The sequence below is a fragment of the Dactylosporangium sucinum genome (genome assembly GCF_014647515.1).
Classification (GTDB): domain Bacteria; phylum Actinomycetota; class Actinomycetes; order Mycobacteriales; family Micromonosporaceae; genus Dactylosporangium; species Dactylosporangium sucinum.
Window position 1 is genome coordinate 235,007 of sequence record NZ_BMPI01000004.1, and the last position, 17,362, is coordinate 252,368.

General features: G+C 69.6%; 16 protein-coding genes. 6 read left to right on the forward strand and 10 right to left on the reverse strand.

Features of this window, described 5'->3' with window-relative positions:
- Positions 1–20 precede the first annotated feature (20 nt).
- Together IEZ31_RS05275 and IEZ31_RS05280 are read left to right on the forward strand one after the other, a co-directional pair.
- Entirely contained in the window at positions 21–1,655 is a 1,635-nt protein-coding gene (locus IEZ31_RS05275) for a sodium:solute symporter family protein (protein ID WP_190248669.1), read from the forward strand.
- A gap of 14 nt (positions 1,656–1,669) precedes the next feature.
- Positions 1,670–1,936, forward strand: coding sequence for a hypothetical protein (locus tag IEZ31_RS05280; RefSeq protein WP_190248570.1), 267 nt, complete (start codon positions 1,670–1,672; stop codon positions 1,934–1,936).
- On the opposite strand, the gene IEZ31_RS05285 is transcribed toward IEZ31_RS05280, so the two are convergent.
- Both IEZ31_RS05285 and IEZ31_RS05290 read right to left on the reverse strand, forming a co-directional pair.
- Positions 1,906–2,712, reverse strand: coding sequence for an ATP-binding protein (locus IEZ31_RS05285; protein WP_229834238.1), 807 nt, complete (start codon positions 2,710–2,712; stop codon positions 1,906–1,908). The genes IEZ31_RS05280 and IEZ31_RS05285 overlap by 31 nt on opposite strands.
- Complete coding sequence (locus IEZ31_RS05290; protein ID WP_190248571.1) at positions 2,709–3,461, reverse strand: RNA ligase family protein; 753 nt, start codon at positions 3,459–3,461, stop codon at positions 2,709–2,711. The genes IEZ31_RS05285 and IEZ31_RS05290 overlap by 4 nt, the downstream gene beginning before the upstream one ends.
- Positions 3,462–3,603: 142 nt before the next feature.
- Here IEZ31_RS05290 and IEZ31_RS05295 point away from each other — a divergent pair, with 142 nt between their 5' ends.
- On the forward strand, positions 3,604–5,196 hold the full coding sequence (locus IEZ31_RS05295) for an alpha/beta hydrolase (protein ID WP_229834239.1): 1,593 nt from the start codon (positions 3,604–3,606) through the stop codon (positions 5,194–5,196).
- Between the two features lie 131 nt (positions 5,197–5,327).
- Here IEZ31_RS05295 and IEZ31_RS05300 read toward each other — a convergent pair whose 3' ends face one another.
- Positions 5,328–6,377, reverse strand: coding sequence for an OmpA family protein (locus IEZ31_RS05300; protein WP_190248573.1), 1,050 nt, complete (start codon positions 6,375–6,377; stop codon positions 5,328–5,330).
- The gene (locus IEZ31_RS05305) at positions 6,377–7,813 is read right to left on the reverse strand and encodes a helix-hairpin-helix domain-containing protein (RefSeq protein ID WP_190248574.1); all 1,437 of its coding nucleotides are present in this window, start codon (positions 7,811–7,813) and stop codon (positions 6,377–6,379) included. Before IEZ31_RS05305 ends, IEZ31_RS05300 begins: the two co-directional genes overlap by 1 nt.
- A 243-nt stretch (positions 7,814–8,056) precedes the next feature.
- Between IEZ31_RS05305 and IEZ31_RS05310 the strand changes: the two genes are divergently transcribed.
- The 3 genes from IEZ31_RS05310 to IEZ31_RS05320 all read left to right on the forward strand — a co-directional run bounded on the left by IEZ31_RS05310 (position 8,057) and on the right by IEZ31_RS05320 (position 10,567).
- Entirely contained in the window at positions 8,057–9,169 is a 1,113-nt protein-coding gene (locus IEZ31_RS05310) for an MBL fold metallo-hydrolase (protein ID WP_190248575.1), read from the forward strand.
- A gap of 136 nt (positions 9,170–9,305) precedes the next feature.
- Complete coding sequence (locus IEZ31_RS05315) at positions 9,306–10,376, forward strand: LacI family DNA-binding transcriptional regulator (protein ID WP_190248576.1); 1,071 nt, start codon at positions 9,306–9,308, stop codon at positions 10,374–10,376.
- Complete coding sequence (locus tag IEZ31_RS05320) at positions 10,373–10,567, forward strand: hypothetical protein (protein ID WP_190248577.1); 195 nt, start codon at positions 10,373–10,375, stop codon at positions 10,565–10,567. The genes IEZ31_RS05315 and IEZ31_RS05320 overlap by 4 nt, the downstream gene beginning before the upstream one ends.
- An 88-nt stretch (positions 10,568–10,655) precedes the next feature.
- Here IEZ31_RS05320 and IEZ31_RS05325 read toward each other — a convergent pair whose 3' ends face one another.
- The 6 genes from IEZ31_RS05325 to IEZ31_RS05350 all read right to left on the reverse strand — a co-directional run bounded on the left by IEZ31_RS05325 (position 10,656) and on the right by IEZ31_RS05350 (position 17,247).
- Positions 10,656–12,098 (reverse strand): APC family permease, encoded by a 1,443-nt coding sequence (locus IEZ31_RS05325; protein ID WP_229834240.1) that lies wholly within the window; start codon positions 12,096–12,098, stop codon positions 10,656–10,658.
- Positions 12,099–12,212: 114 nt separating this feature from the next.
- On the reverse strand, positions 12,213–12,839 hold the full coding sequence (locus tag IEZ31_RS05330) for a GOLPH3/VPS74 family protein (RefSeq protein WP_190248579.1): 627 nt from the start codon (positions 12,837–12,839) through the stop codon (positions 12,213–12,215).
- Between the two features lie 496 nt (positions 12,840–13,335).
- Positions 13,336–13,896: a DsbA family protein gene (locus tag IEZ31_RS05335; protein WP_190248580.1), complete on the reverse strand. Its 561-nt coding sequence runs from the start codon at positions 13,894–13,896 to the stop codon at positions 13,336–13,338.
- On the reverse strand, positions 13,893–14,384 hold the full coding sequence (locus IEZ31_RS05340; RefSeq protein WP_190248581.1) for a redoxin domain-containing protein: 492 nt from the start codon (positions 14,382–14,384) through the stop codon (positions 13,893–13,895). The genes IEZ31_RS05335 and IEZ31_RS05340 overlap by 4 nt, the downstream gene beginning before the upstream one ends.
- A gap of 53 nt (positions 14,385–14,437) precedes the next feature.
- Positions 14,438–14,854 (reverse strand): hypothetical protein, encoded by a 417-nt coding sequence (locus IEZ31_RS05345; RefSeq protein WP_190248582.1) that lies wholly within the window; start codon positions 14,852–14,854, stop codon positions 14,438–14,440.
- Positions 14,855–14,889: 35 nt separating this feature from the next.
- Positions 14,890–17,247: an immune inhibitor A domain-containing protein gene (locus IEZ31_RS05350; RefSeq protein WP_190248583.1), complete on the reverse strand. Its 2,358-nt coding sequence runs from the start codon at positions 17,245–17,247 to the stop codon at positions 14,890–14,892.
- Positions 17,248–17,362: the final 115 nt, after the last annotated feature.

A 17,362-nucleotide genomic window follows, 5' to 3' on the forward strand; every position in this document is an offset into this window, starting at 1 on the left:
CCGAAGGTCTCCGCCTCCAGATGAACGCGCTGGACTACGTCCTGCTCGCGCTCTACTTCATCACGGTCCTCGGGGTGGGGCTCGCCGCCCGCCGCTCGATCCACAACAGCGTCGACTTCTTCCTCTCCGGGCGGTCCCTGCCGGCCTGGGTGACCGGCCTCGCCTTCATCTCGGCCAACCTCGGCGCGCTGGAGATCCTGGGCATGGCGGCCAACGGCGCCAAGTACGGCCTGATGACCGTCCACTACTACTGGATCGGCGCCGTCCCGGCGATGGTGTTCCTCGGCATCGTCATGATGCCCTTCTACTACGGGTCGAAGGTCCGCAGCGTCCCGGAGTACATGCGCCGGCGCTTCAACCGCCCCGCCCACCTGCTCAACGCGCTGTCGTTCGCGCTCGCGCAGGTGCTCATCGCGGGCGTGAACCTCTACGCGCTCGCGCTCATCATGCAGGCCCTGCTCGGCTGGCCGCTGTGGACGGCGATCGTCCTCGGCGCCGCCATCGTGCTCGTGTACATCACGCTCGGCGGTCTCTCCAGCGCGATCTACAACGAGGTCCTCCAGTTCTTCGTGATCATCGCTGGCCTGCTGCCCGTCGCGATCATCGGCCTCGTCAAGCTCGGCGGGATCGACGGGCTCTTCGACGCGGTACGGCAGACGACGCTCGGCGACGCCGGACTGCACACCTGGTCGAACACCGGCGGCAGCGACAACCCGCTGGGCGCTTCCTGGTTCGGCATCGTCTTCGGCCTCGGCTTCGTGCTGTCCTTCGGCTACTGGACGACCAACTTCGCCGAGGTGCAGCGCGGCCTGTCGGCCCGGAACATGAGCGCGGCGCGGCGCACGCCGATCATCGCCGCGTACCCCAAGCTGGTCATCCCGTTCGTCACCGTGATCCCCGGTCTCGTCGCGCTGGTGACCGTCAAGGGGCTGGGTGCCGGCACGGGCGACCTGCAGTACAACAACGCCATCCCGCTGCTGATGCGCGACTTCCTGCCCAACGGCGTGCTCGGCATCGCCGTCACCGGCCTGCTCGCCTCGTTCATGGCCGGCATGGCCGCCAACGTGTCGGGCTTCAACACGGTATTCACGTACGACATCTGGCAGGAGTACGTGAAGAAGGACGAGCCCGACGAGCACTACCTCAGCGTCGGCCGGATCATCACCGTGGTCGGCGTGATCATCGGCATCGGCACCGCCTTCATCGCGGCCGGCTACAGCAACATCATGGACTACATCCAGGCGCTGTTCTCGCTGTTCAACGCCCCGCTGTTCGCGACGTTCATCATCGGCATGTTCTGGAAGCGGATGACCGCCTGGGCCGGCTTCTGGGGGCTGCTCGCCGGCACGGTCGCCGCGCTGGTCGTGTACGCGGGCTACAAGTGGTTCGGCTGGTTCGCGTTCGGCTCGGACCTGGACGAGTCGTTCTGGGGCGCGGGCATCGCGTTCGTGACGGTCGCGATCGTCGCCGTGCTGGTCACGCTGGTGACGACCCGCAAGACCGACGACGAGCTCAGCGGCCTCGTCTACGGCATCGGCAGCCACGACCTGACCGCCGACGCGATCGCCGGCGACAAGGCCTGGTACCGCTCGCCGGTCCTGCTGGGTGTCGTCGCCGTGGTCCTGGCCTTCGCCTTCTACCTGCCGTTCCTGTAAGGGGTGAATACGATATGTCGGAAAAAATCGATACGACCCACGCGGCAAGGCTCTTCGACGTCAGAAGAGTCATCGGCGGCCTCTTCACGGTGTACGGCGTGATCGTCACCATCGTCGGCATCTTCGACTCGCAGGCGGAGATCGACAAGGCCGCCGGCGTCCGCATCAACCTCTGGATCGGCATCGGCATGCTGGTCCTCGGCCTGCTCTTCCTGCTCTGGCAGAAGGTGCGGCCCGCCGAGGCGCCGGATCAGGAGTTGACCACGAACGACACGGAGTGAGCCTCGGTCAGGTCGGGCGGCTCCCACCGCCCGGCCAGCCGGGTGATCACCCCGTCGGGCACCGGTGACGGCCGGGCCCGGTTGCGCCGCCGGAGCAGCTCCGGCGGCGCCTCCATGGCGACGATCTCCACCCGCGCGCCGTAGTCGCCGATCATCCCCAAGCAGCGGGACCGGATCTGCCGCGACACGTTCGTCGCGTTCCAGACGAACGGCGTGCCGGCCCGCAGCAGCTCCTTGGCCCGCGCGTTGGCAGCGGCGACCACCGGTCCCTGGTCGCCGGTCGGGGCGACGCCGAGCTCCTCGCGAAGCGCGTCGAGGCTGACGACCGGCACGTCCGGGCGATGCGCGGCGATCCAGTGGTCCTTGCCGGCGCCCGGCAGCCCGGACATGACGGTCACCGTGAACCGCGTGTCGTCGTAGGCGGCGTACGACGGGTCGCGGCCGGGCGTCCTGAAGTACATGAAGCGCGCATGGTCCGACGGGAACTCCCGCGGGCGGTCGAGGCAGCCCAGCTCGGCCGCGTACTCCGCGAACAGTGTCGCATCGGTGCCGGTCGCGCTGGCCAGCCGCGCGAGATCGTCGTTGCGGGCGACCAGGCTGACGCGGAACACGAGCCGGTCGAGGTCGCGGACCGTGAACGCCTCGCCCGGCAGCCAGCGGTGGTGCAGCAGCGCGGCGACGTGCTCGCGCTCGGCGACCGGCACGCCGCGCTCCCACATCGTGCGGCGCGGGCTGGGGTCGTCGAGCAGCGTCAACGCGGTGGACACGGGGTTCACGGACGCACCCGGTTGGGGATGATCGGCCGGTCCTGCCAGTGGCTGCCGGAGTCGAGGATCGCGGTGTGGAAGCTCGGGCGGACCCACTTGTAGCGCCCGAGCACGGCATCGGGGGATTCGACCTTGATGTACAGCCCCTCCATCTCGTCCGACATGTCCGTCTCGCGCAGCACGTCAGCAACGGACGATCCAGCGGCATCCGTCAATGCCTCCCGCCACGAAGGCGTCCGGCACAGCGAGGGGCCAACGAACTTCTTCAGCGCCGCGAGATCGGCCACCGTCCCTTCATGCAGCACGGGCACGGAAGCGATGGGCAGTCCATCGAGCAGCGAGCGCCGCCGCGAAGTGGACAAAAAGCTCTCAGCGGCTCGGTCAAATACGTCGAACTCGCAGAAGTACTGCGGCAACGCGTCGTAGAAGCACGTGTGCTTCGCGTACAGCCACTCGCCGTACACGATGAACCGATCCCGCAGCACCGGGAACAGCTCGTAGCGAATCCCCGCGGCCCAGGCCTTGAACAGCGCGAACTGCTTCTCCCGCGGCCCGCCGGTCAGGTAATGCCCCCGCGACTGCAGCAGCAACGACCCGTCCGGGGAGAAGCTGATCGCCGCGTTGGCACCGTCGAGCTTCTCCTCCACGACCAGCGGAAGCCCGGCGAGCTCGGCGAACGGCACCTGCGCCAGATCGTGGTCGCCCGGCTGCAGCCGCGAACCCTGCAGGTGGGGCGTCCGGGGGTACTTGCGCAGCATCCTCACGTTGTACCGGACACAAATCCTTTGCCGACACGGGTTTTTCTCGGGTGAGGGAAAGGGTGTTGCGGCTTCCGCGCGTCACGAGCGGCCGAAACGATCGGCATGACAATGTAACCCCTCGGCAAATATGGAGGGTTGTGTGAACAGACCAACCGTGAAGGGGCTCGTCCTCTTCACCGCCACGGCGGTGGCGCTGGCCGTGGCGCCGGCGTCGAGCGCGCTCGCCGCGCCGGCCGAAGCGGGCGCCGCCGGCATCCCGTGGGGCCAGTGCGAGAGCCCGGGCCTGCAGCGGCGCGGCGCCGAGTGCGGCCTGCTGAGCGTCCCACTGGACTACAGCAAGCCCAACGGCAAGAAGATCCAGATCGCGGTCTCGCGGATCAAGGCGAAGGTCGTTGCCAAGGACTACCAGGGCATCATGCTGGTCAACCCGGGCGGCCCCGGCGGCTCCGGCCTGACCCTGTCGGTGCTCGGCGAGTACGTCCCGAACGACGCGGGCCTGGCCTACGACTGGATCGGCTTCGACCCCCGTGGCGTCGGCTCCAGCGTGCCGGCGCTGTCCTGCGACCCGGACTACTTCAACGGGCCGCGCCCCGAGTACATCCCGTGGAACCAGAACATCGAGAGCACGTGGCTCGGCCTCTCGAAGGGCTACGCCAAGGACTGCGGCCGGGCCGGCGGTGAGCTGCTCAAGCACATGACCACGGTCGACTCGGTCAACGATATGGAGTCGATCCGCAAGGCGCTCGGCGCCAAGCAGATCAACTTCTACGGCTTCTCCTACGGCACCTACCTCGGCCAGGTGTACGGCACCCTGCACCCGGACAAGGTCCGCCGCATGGTGCTCGACGGCAACGTCGACGTGCGCAAGGTGTGGTACCAGGCGAACCTCGACCAGGACGTGAACTTCGAGCGCAACATCAACATCTGGTTCGGCTGGCTGGCCAAGTACGACAGCGTTTACCACCTCGGCAAGACGGCCCAGCAGGTCTCGGCCCGCTGGTACGCCGAGAAGGAGAAGCTGCGCGCCAACCCGGCGGGCGGCGTGGTCGGCCCGGACGAGTGGACGGACATCTTCCTCTACTCGGGCTACTACCAGTCGACCTGGCTCGAGCTGGCGGATGCCTTCGCCGGCTGGGCCAACAACCGCGACACGGACATCATCGTCGCCGCGTACGAGGGCTACATCGGCCCGGGCGACGACAACGGCTTCGCGGTCTACAACGCGGTCCAGTGCACCGACGTCCAGTGGCCGCAGAGCTGGAACCAGTGGGAGCGCGACAACTGGCGCACCTTCCTGAAGGCCCCGTACATGACCTGGGACAACGCCTGGTACAACGCGCCGTGCCTCTTCTGGCCGGCCAAGGCGTCGAAGCCGGTCAAGGTCGACGGCTCGAAGGTCAAGAGCGTCCTCTTCGTCGGCACGACCCTCGACGCGGCGACGCCGTTCGAGGGCAGCCTGGAGGCCCGCCGCCGCTTCCCGCACGGTGCCCTCCTGGCCGAGGTGGGCCAGACGACCCACGCCAACTCCCTCAACGGCAACGCGTGCATCGACGACACCATCGCCGAGTACCTCGCCACGGGCAAACTCCCCGACCGTAAGCGCGGCGACCGCGCCGACAAGACGTGCGACGCCCTGCCGCAGCCGGACCCGACCGCGGCATCGGCGCAGGCCAAGGCCTTCAGCACGGACAGCAGCCCGCTCCGCGAGCCGCTGTACCCCGTCCACCACTGACCCACCGCACAAGAAAAAGGGCGCCCCTCCGGGGCGCCCTTTTCCGTGGTCGTGTGGCCTGGCGAGTTGACCGTGGTGGTTCTCGGTCGCCTGGGCGACGGTTTCCCACCAAGGTCAACTCGCGGGTTCCGCTACTTCTGGACGATGAACTCCACGCGGCGGTTGATCGCGTTCGAGGCGTCGTCCGTGCCGGGGACCTTGGGCTGGCTCTCGCCGAAGCCCCTCGACGTCAGCCGCTCGGGCGCGATCCCCAGTGCGATCAGCGTGTCGAGCACCGTCTTCGCGCGGGCCTCGCTGAGGACCTGGTTGCGCTCCGGGGTACCCCGGCTGTCCGTGTGCCCCTCGATGCTCACCCGCACCGCCGGGTTGGTCTTCAGGATCGAGGCCACGTTCGCGACCACGGCCTGGCCCTGCGCCGTGAGCGTCGCGCTGTTGTTCTCGAACTCGACCGTCGGCAGCGCCCCGAGCTGGGTCTGCACCTGCTCGGGCGCGACGGCCGCCCCGACGAGCAGCTGGTTGCGCACCGTCGACGCCACCGCCTTCGCGGCGGTCTCGGCCTTGTCCTTGATCTCCTGCGACGTGACGGTGCCGGTGAGCGTGATCGCCCCGTCCGTCAGGTCGACCACGCCGGCCTTGGTGTCCTTGCCGAGCGCCGCGACGATGCCACCGAGCGCGGCCAGGTTGGCCGAGCCCGCGGTGCGCTTCGCGTCGACGGTCACCTCGTCCTGGACGTTCTCCGCCCCGAACGCACCCTTGGCCGCGTCGAGCAGCGCCGCGTGGGCGGCCTCGTCCGGCACGGCCCCGGTGAGCACGACCTTGCCCGCGTCGACCAGCAGCTTGACCGACACCGGCTGCGGCGGCACCTCGACCTTGGGCGGCGCGTCGATCCGCACGACCCGGACCCCGTCGAGCCCGAGCGCGATCGACCGCGCCTGGTCAACCTGGTCCTGCGACTCGACCGTCACCGACCCGTCGCGCCCGACGAACTTCACGTCGGCGTCGATCCCGGCCTCGGCCAGCGCGACCTTGGTCCGGTCGGTCAGGTTGTCCTCGATGCGGTGCCGGTGCGGCACCTCGAACGCGTACACCAGCGCGGCCAGCCCGAGGACCGCCGCCCCGATCGGGATGAGCGGGTGCCGCCGCCGGACCTCCCACCGCACGGCCTTGGTAGTGGTAGCCATCAGCTCCGCCCGGTGTCACGCCCGGCGACCAGCCGCCGAGTGAGGTCGGCGAACCCTTCCTCGTCCCCGTCGGCGAGCAGCTGCGCCTGCCGCGCCCAGGTGACGATGGAGGGCGCGAACCGCAGCCCGGCGGCCTCGATGGCGGCCCGGAGCGTGTCCACATCGGAGGCCGCCAGCTGCGAGAACGTCCGAATGCCGGCCGCGACGAGCGCCGCGGACATCTTCGGCCCGATCCCTTCGATCCGCTTGAGATCGTCGACGGGAAGCTCCTCCCCGCCGACCGGCTGCGCAGGGACGATCACGGCGGCGGGAGCACCGCCCGAGACATTCTCCGCGGTGGGTGCCTCGTCATCGACCGGCGCCTCCGCCGGCTCGTCGACGGTGCTCTCCGCCGGCTCGTTGACGGCGGTCTCTGCCGGGGCCTCGACCGGGGCCTCGACCGAGGCATCTACCGAGACCTCGGCCGAGGTCTCGACGGGGGCATCGGCCGCATTCGTCGCCTCGTCATCGACCGGCGGCTCTGTCGAGGCATCGTCGATCGACTCTGGTTCGAGATCGGCCGGGGCCTCGGCCTCGGGAGCGTCCTCAGGGGCGGCGCCGTCCGCGGACGGCTTCTCGGTCACCTCGCGCCCGGCGATCAGGCGGTCGGTCAGCTCCTTGAAGCCGGCCTCGTCACCGTCCGCCAGGAGGCGGGCCTGGCGGGCCCAGGTCCCCAGGCTCGGCGCGAACCGGAGGTTGGCGTCGGCCAGCGCGTCCTCCACAGTGGAGCGCTCGGCGTCGGCCAGGGCCGCGTACGTGGTGATGCCCGCCGCCCGCAGCGCCGCCGCGATCTTCGGACCGATGCCTTCGATGCGCTCCAGGTCGTCCTGGGGCGCGGGGGCCTCGGTAGCGAACGCCGACTCGACCTCGGCCACCAGCGCTTCGTCCACAACGGTGCCGGCTGCCACCGGTTCGGCAGCGTCGATCGACTCGGCGGAAGCGGCGGAGATCGGCTCGGCCTCCGGAACGACCACCGCCTCGGCCGCGACGGGCTCGGCGGTGACGGGCTCGCCCGTGACGGGCTCGGCCGCAGCCGGCGAGTCCGAAGGCGGCTCTTCAGCAACAACCGGCTCAGCCGCAGCGGCGGCCGGCGCCTCAGCGGCGGCCGGCTCGGCGGCAAACGCCGCGGGAACCGGCTCAGTAGCCGGCTCGGGGGTCGACCCGGTGTCGGTCGGCGTAGGGTCGGACGCGGTGGACGCCGACGTCGTGGCAGGGGGCTCCTCGGCAGCGGGAGCGGTGGCAGCGGGAGCGGTGGCCGCGAGGGGAGCGGCGTCGAGAGAGGATTCGGCGGAGCGGACCCGGCGGAGCCGCAGGCCCCACCACAGGTATCCGACCAGCAAGCCGAGCAGGAACGCCAGCGCGATGAGCAAGAGTGACTGGTTGGTGAACCAGACCACGACGGGCCTCCGGGGGAACGTGACCGACGCGTGAAGAGGGAGTTCGCGGGCAGCCTTCCATACAAGGTTGCCGAGCAACAGAGCCGCAGAGACGACGTTCACCTGCCGGTTCTCATTAGATGAACCGCGCTGGGACACGTTTTCCCTGCTGGGGGCCACGACACATGCGGTACCGGAGAAGTGGCGAAATGCCGATGGAACGCTTGGTGCTGAAGCTCACGAGGACTGGAGGCGACTGAAGCGATGGGGAAGACGACCCGAGTGCTGGCGCTGGCGGCTGTGGCAGCCGCGGCGGGTGGTGTCGCGTGGGCGCTGCGTGACCTGCCGGCGCAGCTGGGGGCCGCGCCGTCCGGGGCGCGGGCCGAGCGGATGCGGCGCTCGCCGCAGTACGGCGAGGGCAAGTTCCGCAACAGCGTCCCCGCCGACGTCGTGCCGTCCAACGCGATGCGCAAGGCGTTCGTCGAGCTGCTGACTGGCAACCAGCCCCGGCGGCCCGCGGGCACGATCCCGGTGGTGCGGCCCGAGCTCGGCGGCCGGCTCCCGGACGACGGCCTCCACGTGACCTGGCTCGGCCACTCGACGGCGCTCGTCGAGATCGAGGGCGTGCGGGTGCTGTTCGACCCGGTGTGGAGCGACCGCTGCTCGCCGACGTCGTTCTTCGGCCCGAAGCGCATGCACCCGGTGCCGCTGAAGATCGACGAGCTGCCCCGCATCGACGCGATCGTCATCTCGCACGACCACTACGACCACCTCGACCTGGCCAGCATCCGCGCGCTCCTCCGCAGCCAGCAGGCCCCGTTCCTGGTGCCGCTCGGCGTCGGCGCCCACCTCGAGCGCTGGGGCGTGCCGGCCGAGCGGCTCGTCGAGCTCGACTGGGACGAGGACGTGACGATCAAGGGCGTGCGGCTCACCGCGACCGCGGCCCGGCACTTCTCCGGCCGCAAGTTCACGCGCGACGGCACGCTCTGGGCGTCGTGGGTGGTCAAGGGCGCGCGGCGCAGCGTCTTCTACACCGGCGACTCGGGGTACTTCGCGGGCTACAAGGAGATCGGCGAGCAGCACGGCCCGTTCGACCTCTCGCTCATCCAGGTCGGCGCCTACAACGAGGCCTGGCCGGACATCCACATGAAGCCCGAGGACGGCGCCTCCGCGCACCTCGACGTCCAGGCCCGCGTGCTGATCCCGCTGCACTGGTGCACGTTCAGCCTGGCCATGCACGCGTGGTCGGAGCCGGTCGAGCGGCTGCTCGACGAGGCGCGGGCGCGGGACATCACGCTCGTGGTGCCGAGGCCGGGTGACCGGGTCGACATCGACGCGTTGCCGGCAGTTGAACACTGGTGGCGCGCTATTGCGTAACCGTTAAAAGAGCAGGTCAGGGCACGTGTCTCGGCACACATGACGAGAAGCGACAAAACCCTGGCAGGCGTACCGCGCCCGACGTACTGTATCGGTCAAGAGGTTCTCTGGATCGATGCAGAAGGGAGGGGCAGTCATGGCGGCAACGCTGCAGACGATCGCCGACGAGCTCGGCGTGTCGCGGAGCACCGTCTCCAACGCGTACAGCCGGCCGGACCAGCTCTCGCCCGACCTGCGGGCCCGGATCCTCGCCACGGCGGAGCGCCTGGGCTACTCGGGGCCCAACCCGACGGCCCGCTCGCTGCGCCGCGGCAAGGTCAACGCGATCGGCGTCCTGCTGACCGACAACCTGTCGATGGCGTTCACCGATCCCTATGCGGTCGCGTATCTGCGCGGCCTGGCCGAGGCGGCGTCGGCCCGCGAGACGTCGCTGCTGCTCATCAACCTGCCGACCGACGAAGCGGCCGGCCGGCGCGTGGTGAGCAACGCCGCGGTCGACGCGTTCTGCCTGTACTGCGTGCCCGACTGGCACGGCGCGCTGGAGCTCGTCCGCCAGCGAGGCGTGCCGATCGTGATCGGCGAGGACCCGAACGCCTTCGGGCCCGACGCGAGCTACGTCGGCATCGACGAGCGCGCGGCGGCCCGGCGGCTGGGCGAGCACATCGTCAACCTCGGGCACCGCGACATCGCGATCGTGGCGCACTGGATCGTCGACGGCGGCGTGACCGGCGAGGTCAGCGCCGACCCCGACGCCCTGCGCTACTACGTCACCGGCGAGCGCGTCCGCGGCTTCCGCGACGCCTTCACCGGCGCCGGCCTGCCGTGGGACCGGGTGCGGCTCATCAACGCGGCGGCCAACCACCGCGAGGAGGGCGCCGCCGGCGCGGCCCACGCGCTCGACCGGCACGACCGGGCGACCGCGATCCTCTGCACCTCCGACGTCCTCGCGCTCGGCGTGCTCGACGCGCTGCGCGTCCGGGGGCTGACCCCGGGGCGGGACGTCTCGGTGACCGGGTTCGACGACATCCCGGACGCCGAGGTGCACGGCCTCACCACCATCCGCCAGCCCAGCGTCGAGCGCGGGCGGCTCGCGGGCGAGCTGCTGCTCGACCCGCCCGAAGACCCGGCGGGCCGGCGCCTGACGCTGCCCGTCTCCCTGGTGGTCAGGGCGACCACCGGGCCCAACTCGACCAAGGAGCAGTCATGACCCCCGTCGCACTGATCATGTCCCTGGAAGCCGTACGCCTCGAGGCGCACTCGGCGCTCCCCAACGCCCCCGTCGTCGACGACCGCCGGCGCGAGTCGGTCGCCATGACGAAGGTGCGCGGCCTCGCCGCTCGCACGCTGCGTCGGGCCGCCGACCGAGTCGAGCCCACGCCGGCGCTGACCTACGGGTAACACCCTCGGGTAAGCGTGCCTGAAACAGTCGAGGGAGGCAGGCCACCGCCTGCCTCCCTCGCTGTCTGTCTTCCCTCTTTGTGCGGTGTCAGGAGCGGGCGTCCGCCAGCTCGGCGTCGACGCGGGCGGCGTTCGCGCGCGCGCCCAGGCCGATCGCGTCATAGTCCTGCCGGCTGATCGCGCGGAGAGCGAACGCCCAGATCAGGCCGATGACCGCGACCGCGCCGTAGGCTGCCGGGAAGGCCCAGACGGCGGCGTTCTCGGTGCCGGGGGCGAAGCCGAGCAGGCCGCCGAAGTTGTCGACGACGAGCCAGATGATGTACCCCAGGGCGATCGTCGCCAGGATCGGCGCGATGAGCCGCGACCAGGCGCCCTCGCCGCGGTTGTCCTTGGCGAAGTAGAAGATCACCGACAGGGACGTGGCGAAGACGAGGAAGAGCACGCCGACGCCGCCCGAGGTGCCCAGCCAGAAGAACAGGTTGAGCATCGGGTCCCAGCCCTGCACCGCGAAGACCACGAGCACGACCAGGGCGATGACCGTCTGGAACAGCGAGCCGGAGGCCGGGGCGCCGGAGCGGGCCCGGGTGCGGCCGAAGAACGACGGGAGCACCCGCTCGCGGCCGAGCGCGAACGCGTAGCGCGCGGTCGTGTTGTGGTAGCTCAGGGCCGCGGCCGCGACGCTCGTGGTCAGCAGGATCAGGCCCACGTCGGCGGCCCACGTGCCGCCCTTCTCGGCCAGGGTCGGGAAGAACGGACCGCCGCCTTCGGCCATCTCCTGGGCCAGCCCCACGGTCTTGTCCACGCCGATGCTGGCCGCCGCGGCCCAGCTGGTGACCGCGTAGGACACCACCATCACGGCGAGGCCGAGGAAGGTGGCCGCGGCGACGGTGCGGTTCTTGCTGCGCGCCTCCTCGGCGAAGACCGGTGCGGCCTCGAAGCCGACGAAGGCGGTGACCGCCACGGCGAAGGCCGGGCCGGCCGCGTCCTGCAGCCCGCTCCAGCTCCACGGCTGGAGGCTCACCGAGCCGCCGTCGGGGTTGCTGAAGAAGATCACGTCGAAGATCGTCACCGCGATGAGCTCGGCGCCCAGCAGTACCATGAGGACCTTGCTGTTGACGTCGACGCGCAGCAGGCCGAGCACGGCCACGACCAGCCACAGGGCGAGGGCGAGAATCCACCAGTCGACATCGACCTTGGCCTTGTCGGCCAGGATCAGCGACCCGAAGAAGCCGAAGGCGCCGTAGAGGCCGATCTGCAGCAGGTTGTAGGCGAGCAGCGCGACGAGCGCGCCGGCCACGCCGAGCGGCCGGCCGAGGCCCTGCGAGATGTAGCTGTAGAAGGCGCCGGCGTTGGTGATGTGCCGCGACATGGCGACGTAGCCGAAGCTGAACACGGCGAGCACGGCCGCGATGATCACGAACGCGAGGGGGAAGCCGGTCGTGCCGACCCAGGCCCACGCGCTGGAGACCAGGGCGCCGACCACCATGAGTGGGGCGGCCGCGGTGAGGGCGAACATGATGACGGACGGCACGCCCAGCCGGTCGCGGGCTAATGCCTGTGATACCACGCTAGGTCGCGGGGGCGCCGTAGCGGACATCGGTCCTCCAGGGGGTTTTGAGGGGGGAAGGGGGGAAGAGGGAAGTCGTCACCCGCGCTGTGAGAGGACCGCCTCGCCGACCGCCGACTCGACCTGCAGGATCAGGTCGCGCAGCGGTGGCGGCAGGGTGGTGATCGCCTGTTGGAGTCGCCGGTAGCTGGACTGGTCGGTGTCCCACAGGACGTGACCGGTGAGCCCGGTCGCCTCGATCAGACCGGCGAGGGTGGCGTCGGCGACCCGCATCGGCTCCGATCCGGTCAGCAGGCGGCGCAGGCGCACCACCCGGCCCGTGGGGAGGTTGATGTCGGTCGCGACCCACCGCGTCGAGCTGCGCAGCAGCCGCCGCACCGTGGTCTGCTCGACCAGCCCGTGGCGGGCCATCCGCTGGCCGACCGCATCGACGGCGGTCTGCCCGAGGAAGAGCAGCCACGTGCGGATCTCGCGGTGCTGCGTCTCGGCGACCATGGTCGCCAGGTTGGTGTGGGCCAGCGGGTCCGACGGCGGCTCGCGGTTGATGACCCGCAGGCGGGCACCCTCGCAGAGGATGCGCTGCTCCAGCACCAGCTCGCCGAGCAGCGCACCCGCCAGGCCGAGCTCGACCGCACGCTGCGACAGCCGGGACTTGCCGTCCCGGTCGTCGTGGGCGATCAGGAAGAAGTCATCGGCAAGCAGCATTCGACCGCACTCCCGCGCCGTACCGGAAGATGGTCACGGCATGCCGCGCCGCAGAGTCCAGCCAGGCGCGCACCGTCACCGCACTTTCTTCCGTCTCGTCGATCCGGCCCGGTGGGCCGGCCCGGATCTTGCCCCCGCCCGGGTCGCTTGAACGCATCAAGTTTTCGGTTCCGAATGACCCTCGGGACCCAACGCGAAAGCATGCACCGGGTGTAAGCGTCCGCGCAACCGGCGGAAATGCCGAGTTCTGTTAACTACTCGGACGGAAAGTAACATTGACGGGCACCGCCGAAAAGCCGGGCTACCGAGCGTGACGGACGGAATTTCGCTGGCTGTGACGATGTCGCGGAATTGAAAAAGACGGTTCCGCGGATCGCTTTTCGGCCACCTGTGGGAATGCGGACGGACAGCCAGGTGGCAGGTCCGCGGCGATGACGGGCAGTAATACCGAGCGGCCGGTCGGGACTTTCACGGTGAACGAATCGTGCGCGGAGGGTTACCTCGCGGTCTCGGTCGCCCGGTCGATCGCCTCCAGCAGTTCGTCGAGCCCGTAGCCGCCGTCATGGCGTACGCCGTTGATGTAGAAGGTCGGGGTGCCGTTGACCCCGCTGCGCACGCCGCCGACGAAGTCCCGGCGGACCCGGTCGAGGTACACGTGGGCGCCCACCTCGTCGGCGATCTCCTCGGACGGCAGGCCGAGCTGGTCGACGCCGACCATGAGCTGCCGCGGGTTGATGCTGCGCTGGTGGTCGTACAGCCAGTCGTGCATCTCGAAGAAGCGGTCCCGCGCGCCGGCCGCCTCCGCGACCTCGGCGGCAAGGTCGGCGTACGGATGCACGTTCGTCAGCGGGAAGTGCCGGAACGTGAACCGGATCGTCTCGCGCCGCAGCCGCAGCAGGTCGTTGAGGATCGCGTGGGCCATCCCGCAGTACGGGCACTGGTAGTCGCCGTACTCGACGAGCGAGACGGGGGCGCTGTCCGGGCCGGTGGTGTGGTCGTCCGGCCCGACCGGGACGACCAGGCGAGCGACCGTGACCTGGAAGGGTGTCGTGCTCATAGCACGGGCCGCCGTTCGTTGCCGAGCCCTTCGAGGGCATTGAGGATGCCGTCCGCGCCGGGGTTCACGCCGGGTGGTGCGACGTGGTTCCACGCCACCACGCCGTCGGCGTCGAGCACGAACAGGGCGCGTTCGCACATGCCGGTCGACTCGTCGTAGACGCCGTAGGAGCGGGCCACCGCCCCCTTCGGCTCGAAGTCGGCGAGCAGCGGGAAGCGGATCCCCCGGTCGCCGGCGAACGCCTGGTGGCACCAGACGCTGTCGACCGAGATGCCCATGAGGCCGGCGTTGTACCGCTCGAACTCGGGGAGGACGGCCTGGTACAGCGACATCTGGTCGCTGCAGACCGGGCTCCAGTCGGCGGGGTAGAAGGCGAGGACCGTGGGCCTGCCGCGGAACTGCGTGGTCCCGACCGTCTGGGCGTCCGGGCCGGCGGGCAGCTCGAAGTCGGGTGCGTGCTGGCCGGGCTGGGGAAGAGGACCGCTCATGATTCAACGGTTCGCCGGGCGTGCGACGATCGGGTCACCCGGATCGGGTGCCCTTACGCCGGCGTCGCTGTCTGGACGGTGAGCGGGCTGCCGGTGCAGGCGGTGAATGCGTTCGGGTTGGGCACGCCGACGACCTTCATCTTCTGGCCGTCGCGCGGCCTGGCCGCGTCGGGCGCGAGCATCAGCGTCCAGGTTACCGAGTCGGTGACCAGGTTGACGCACTGTCCATCGACGGCGATCCGTCCCTCGACCGTGACCTGCGGGAAGTCGTCGGTCGGATGATCGGGCCGCTTCGTCTTCGGTACACCCGACGGAAGGCTGATCGTGGGCTCTGGAGCAACCGAACGCGGCGAAGCCGCCGGAGAAGAGGCCGCGGCCGACGACGGCGCCGCCGCATCATCGGCCGGCTGCGCCGCGCACGCGGTCAGGACGGAGACGGCGAGGAGGAGGCCCAGGTGTCGCATACCCACTTGGACCCCCTCCCGCCGTCATCGGTTCCGGTGGATCAGCCGGTGATCAGCACGGTCATCGACGTGCCGTTCTCGAACAGCGCGAACATCTTCACGCCGTTGTTCGGGACCTTCACGCCGTAGTACGTGTTGGTCGCGGGGTGCTCACGGTAGTAGCTCTTGCTGTCGTCGAACAGCGGGTTGCCCCACTGGCCACCGAGCTTGCTCGACGCGTTGTTCGGCCCGTAGTGCAGGGTGAACGAGTCCGTCCGCTGCATCGAGAACGGCGCGTCGAAGCCCTGGATGCGCGGCCGCCACGGCGTGCCGTCACCCTTCAGGACCAGGTCGGGGTGCGCGTCGATCGGCAGGATCAGGCCCTGGCCGTGGTGCTGGCTGGTGTTGTTGTCCGACTGCGAGGTGTCCCAGTACGTGACCAGCAGGCCGGTCTGGTACGGGAAGTGCTCGACCCAGTCCGGCTTGTCGGCGAAGCCGAAGTTGTACGGACCGGTCTTCATGTACTTGTCGAACGACTCGTACGTGCGGTGCGAGGCGATGTAGTAGTTGTCGTACTCGGTGGTGATCGTGCTGCCCTGGGCGGTGAAGCCCGCCGCGGTCCAGCCGTTCGCCCCCGCCTCGGCGCCGTCGGAGAAGACGGTGGTCGAGCCGTTGGTCACCTTGATGTCGTCGGCGAAGAAGCCCTGGCCGCCGGCGGCACCGTCGGTGAAGTAGTGGAACCGGAGGCCGACCGTCTTGTTCGCGAACGCGGACAGGTCGAACGTCGCCGGGACGAAGCCGTTGCTCGTGCCGTCGATGCCGTTGCCCTCGGCCGCATTGGTGATCGAGCCCGGGATCGCCTTGAACCCGGAGCCGTCGTCCACCTCGACGTAGGCGTAGTCACACGCGTCCGGGCCGCAGTCCTCGATGTCCCAGGCCGCCTGGAAGCTCAGCGTGGTCGTACCGGCGGGGATCGACACGGACCGGGTCAGCGAGTTGTTCAGGTTGTCGCCGGAGCCGCTCCACCACGACTTGGTGCCCTGGGGCGGGACGGGCAGCTGGGTGACGACCTGCTTCTTCGGCAGGACGACCACGACAGCCTGCGGCTTCTTGCTGTTGTACTCGTGCGGGCCGAGGTCGACGAGCTTGGTCTTGCCGGCCTGCACCGTCGTGTAGTTCAGCCAGCCGAGCTGCAGCTTGTCCCACGCGCCGAGGTCGGCGGCGCGGGCCGCGATGCCGTTGTCGCTGGGCAGGCTGACCCGGCTCTGCGCCATGATGGTCCACCAGTTCACCGGGTTCTCGGCGTTGCCGCCGGCGCCCGAGGTGTCGTAGTGGTCCGGCAGGCCGAGGTCGTGGCCGTACTCGTGCGCGAACACGCTCAGGCCGCCGTTCTCCGGCTGGATCGTGTAGTCACGCACCCACAGGCCGGTGGTCCCGATCTGGGTACCGCCGAGCTTGTTGAAGTCCGGGCCGCTCGTGAAGTTCTGGAACGCCGCCCAGCGGTGGCTCCAGATCGCGTCCTCGCCCTGGTACGGGTCGCCATCGGCCTGGTCGCCGCCGGAGTGGACGATCTGGAAGTGGTCGATGTAGCCGTCGGGCTCGTTGAAGTCGCCGTCGCCGTCGTAGTCGAACCGGTCCCACTGGTCGTAGGACGCGAGCGTCGCCTTGATCTGCGCGTCGGTCTTGCCCTGAGCGTGCTGCCCGTCGACCCACGCGTTGATCGCGTCCTGGATCAGGTACCAGGTGTTGCTGCAGACGTTGCTGCCGCACGGGTAGCCGTTGCTGCGGCCGTACCGCGCCTCGTTGTACGGGACCTTCACCCAGTCCGTGACCAGACCCTCGACGCTGTACCGGCCCGAGGACTGCTTCTCGTAGTACGTCTTGAGCGACTCCGTGCCGCTGCCGGTCGCGAAGTACATGTTCTCGAAGTACTGCTTGCTGAAGTCCTGCGTCCAGATGGTCGAGTTGTCGACCGCCCGGTTGGGCTGCGGGATCTCGTTGTGCAGCGGCCCGTCGAACCGGGCCGGGCCCTCGATGGCCGGGTTCGTGTCCTGGTCCGGGTAGCTCGGGTGCCGGGTGTTGCCGAACTCGGCGAGGACCACGAAGATCTTGTCGGTCTTCTCCCGGCTCAGCTCCACGTACTTGTCGACGTGGCCCTTGCCCTTCTTGCCGACGTTGACGACCGTGCTCGCTCCGCGCTTCTCCGCCGTGGCCTGGCCCGACAGGACCTTGGAGAGGGCGACCTCACGAGTCTCGCGCCGCTGCTCCTCCAACGGGTTGGGCAGCTCGTCGGAAGGTGTCGCGGCATCGACGGATGGTGTCTGTTTGGCCGGAACCGCGACTGCTGCGCCTCCGGCGGCGAACACCCCCATCCCCGACGCAAGCGTGAGACTCAGCAGTCCCACGGTCAACTTACGCACAGGTACCTCCCTGGTGGGGCATGTAAGCACCGAGGCAGCTGTCGATGCCTCGATGCACCTGTCGCGAGAGACTATGGGCTCTGTGTTTCTGGTAAAGATCCACAACGGGGTTGCA

Excerpts from the sequence above, each read along its gene's own strand:
- IEZ31_RS05315 (WP_190248576.1), top strand. The coding sequence starts at position 9,306 with ATGGCGGCAACGCTGCAGACGATCGCCGACGAGCTCGGCGTGTCGCGG.
- IEZ31_RS05330 (WP_190248579.1), bottom strand. The coding sequence starts at position 12,839 with ATGCTGCTTGCCGATGACTTCTTCCTGATCGCCCACGACGACCGGGAC.
- IEZ31_RS05320 (WP_190248577.1), top strand. The coding sequence starts at position 10,373 with ATGACCCCCGTCGCACTGATCATGTCCCTGGAAGCCGTACGCCTCGAG.
- IEZ31_RS05340 (WP_190248581.1), bottom strand. The coding sequence starts at position 14,384 with ATGAGCGGTCCTCTTCCCCAGCCCGGCCAGCACGCACCCGACTTCGAG.
- IEZ31_RS05310 (WP_190248575.1), top strand. The coding sequence starts at position 8,057 with ATGGGGAAGACGACCCGAGTGCTGGCGCTGGCGGCTGTGGCAGCCGCG.
- IEZ31_RS05300 (WP_190248573.1), bottom strand. The coding sequence starts at position 6,377 with ATGGCTACCACTACCAAGGCCGTGCGGTGGGAGGTCCGGCGGCGGCAC.
- IEZ31_RS05280 (WP_190248570.1), top strand. The coding sequence starts at position 1,670 with ATGTCGGAAAAAATCGATACGACCCACGCGGCAAGGCTCTTCGACGTC.
- IEZ31_RS05275 (WP_190248669.1), top strand. The coding sequence starts at position 21 with ATGAACGCGCTGGACTACGTCCTGCTCGCGCTCTACTTCATCACGGTC.
- IEZ31_RS05290 (WP_190248571.1), bottom strand. The coding sequence starts at position 3,461 with ATGCTGCGCAAGTACCCCCGGACGCCCCACCTGCAGGGTTCGCGGCTG.
- IEZ31_RS05335 (WP_190248580.1), bottom strand. The coding sequence starts at position 13,896 with ATGAGCACGACACCCTTCCAGGTCACGGTCGCTCGCCTGGTCGTCCCG.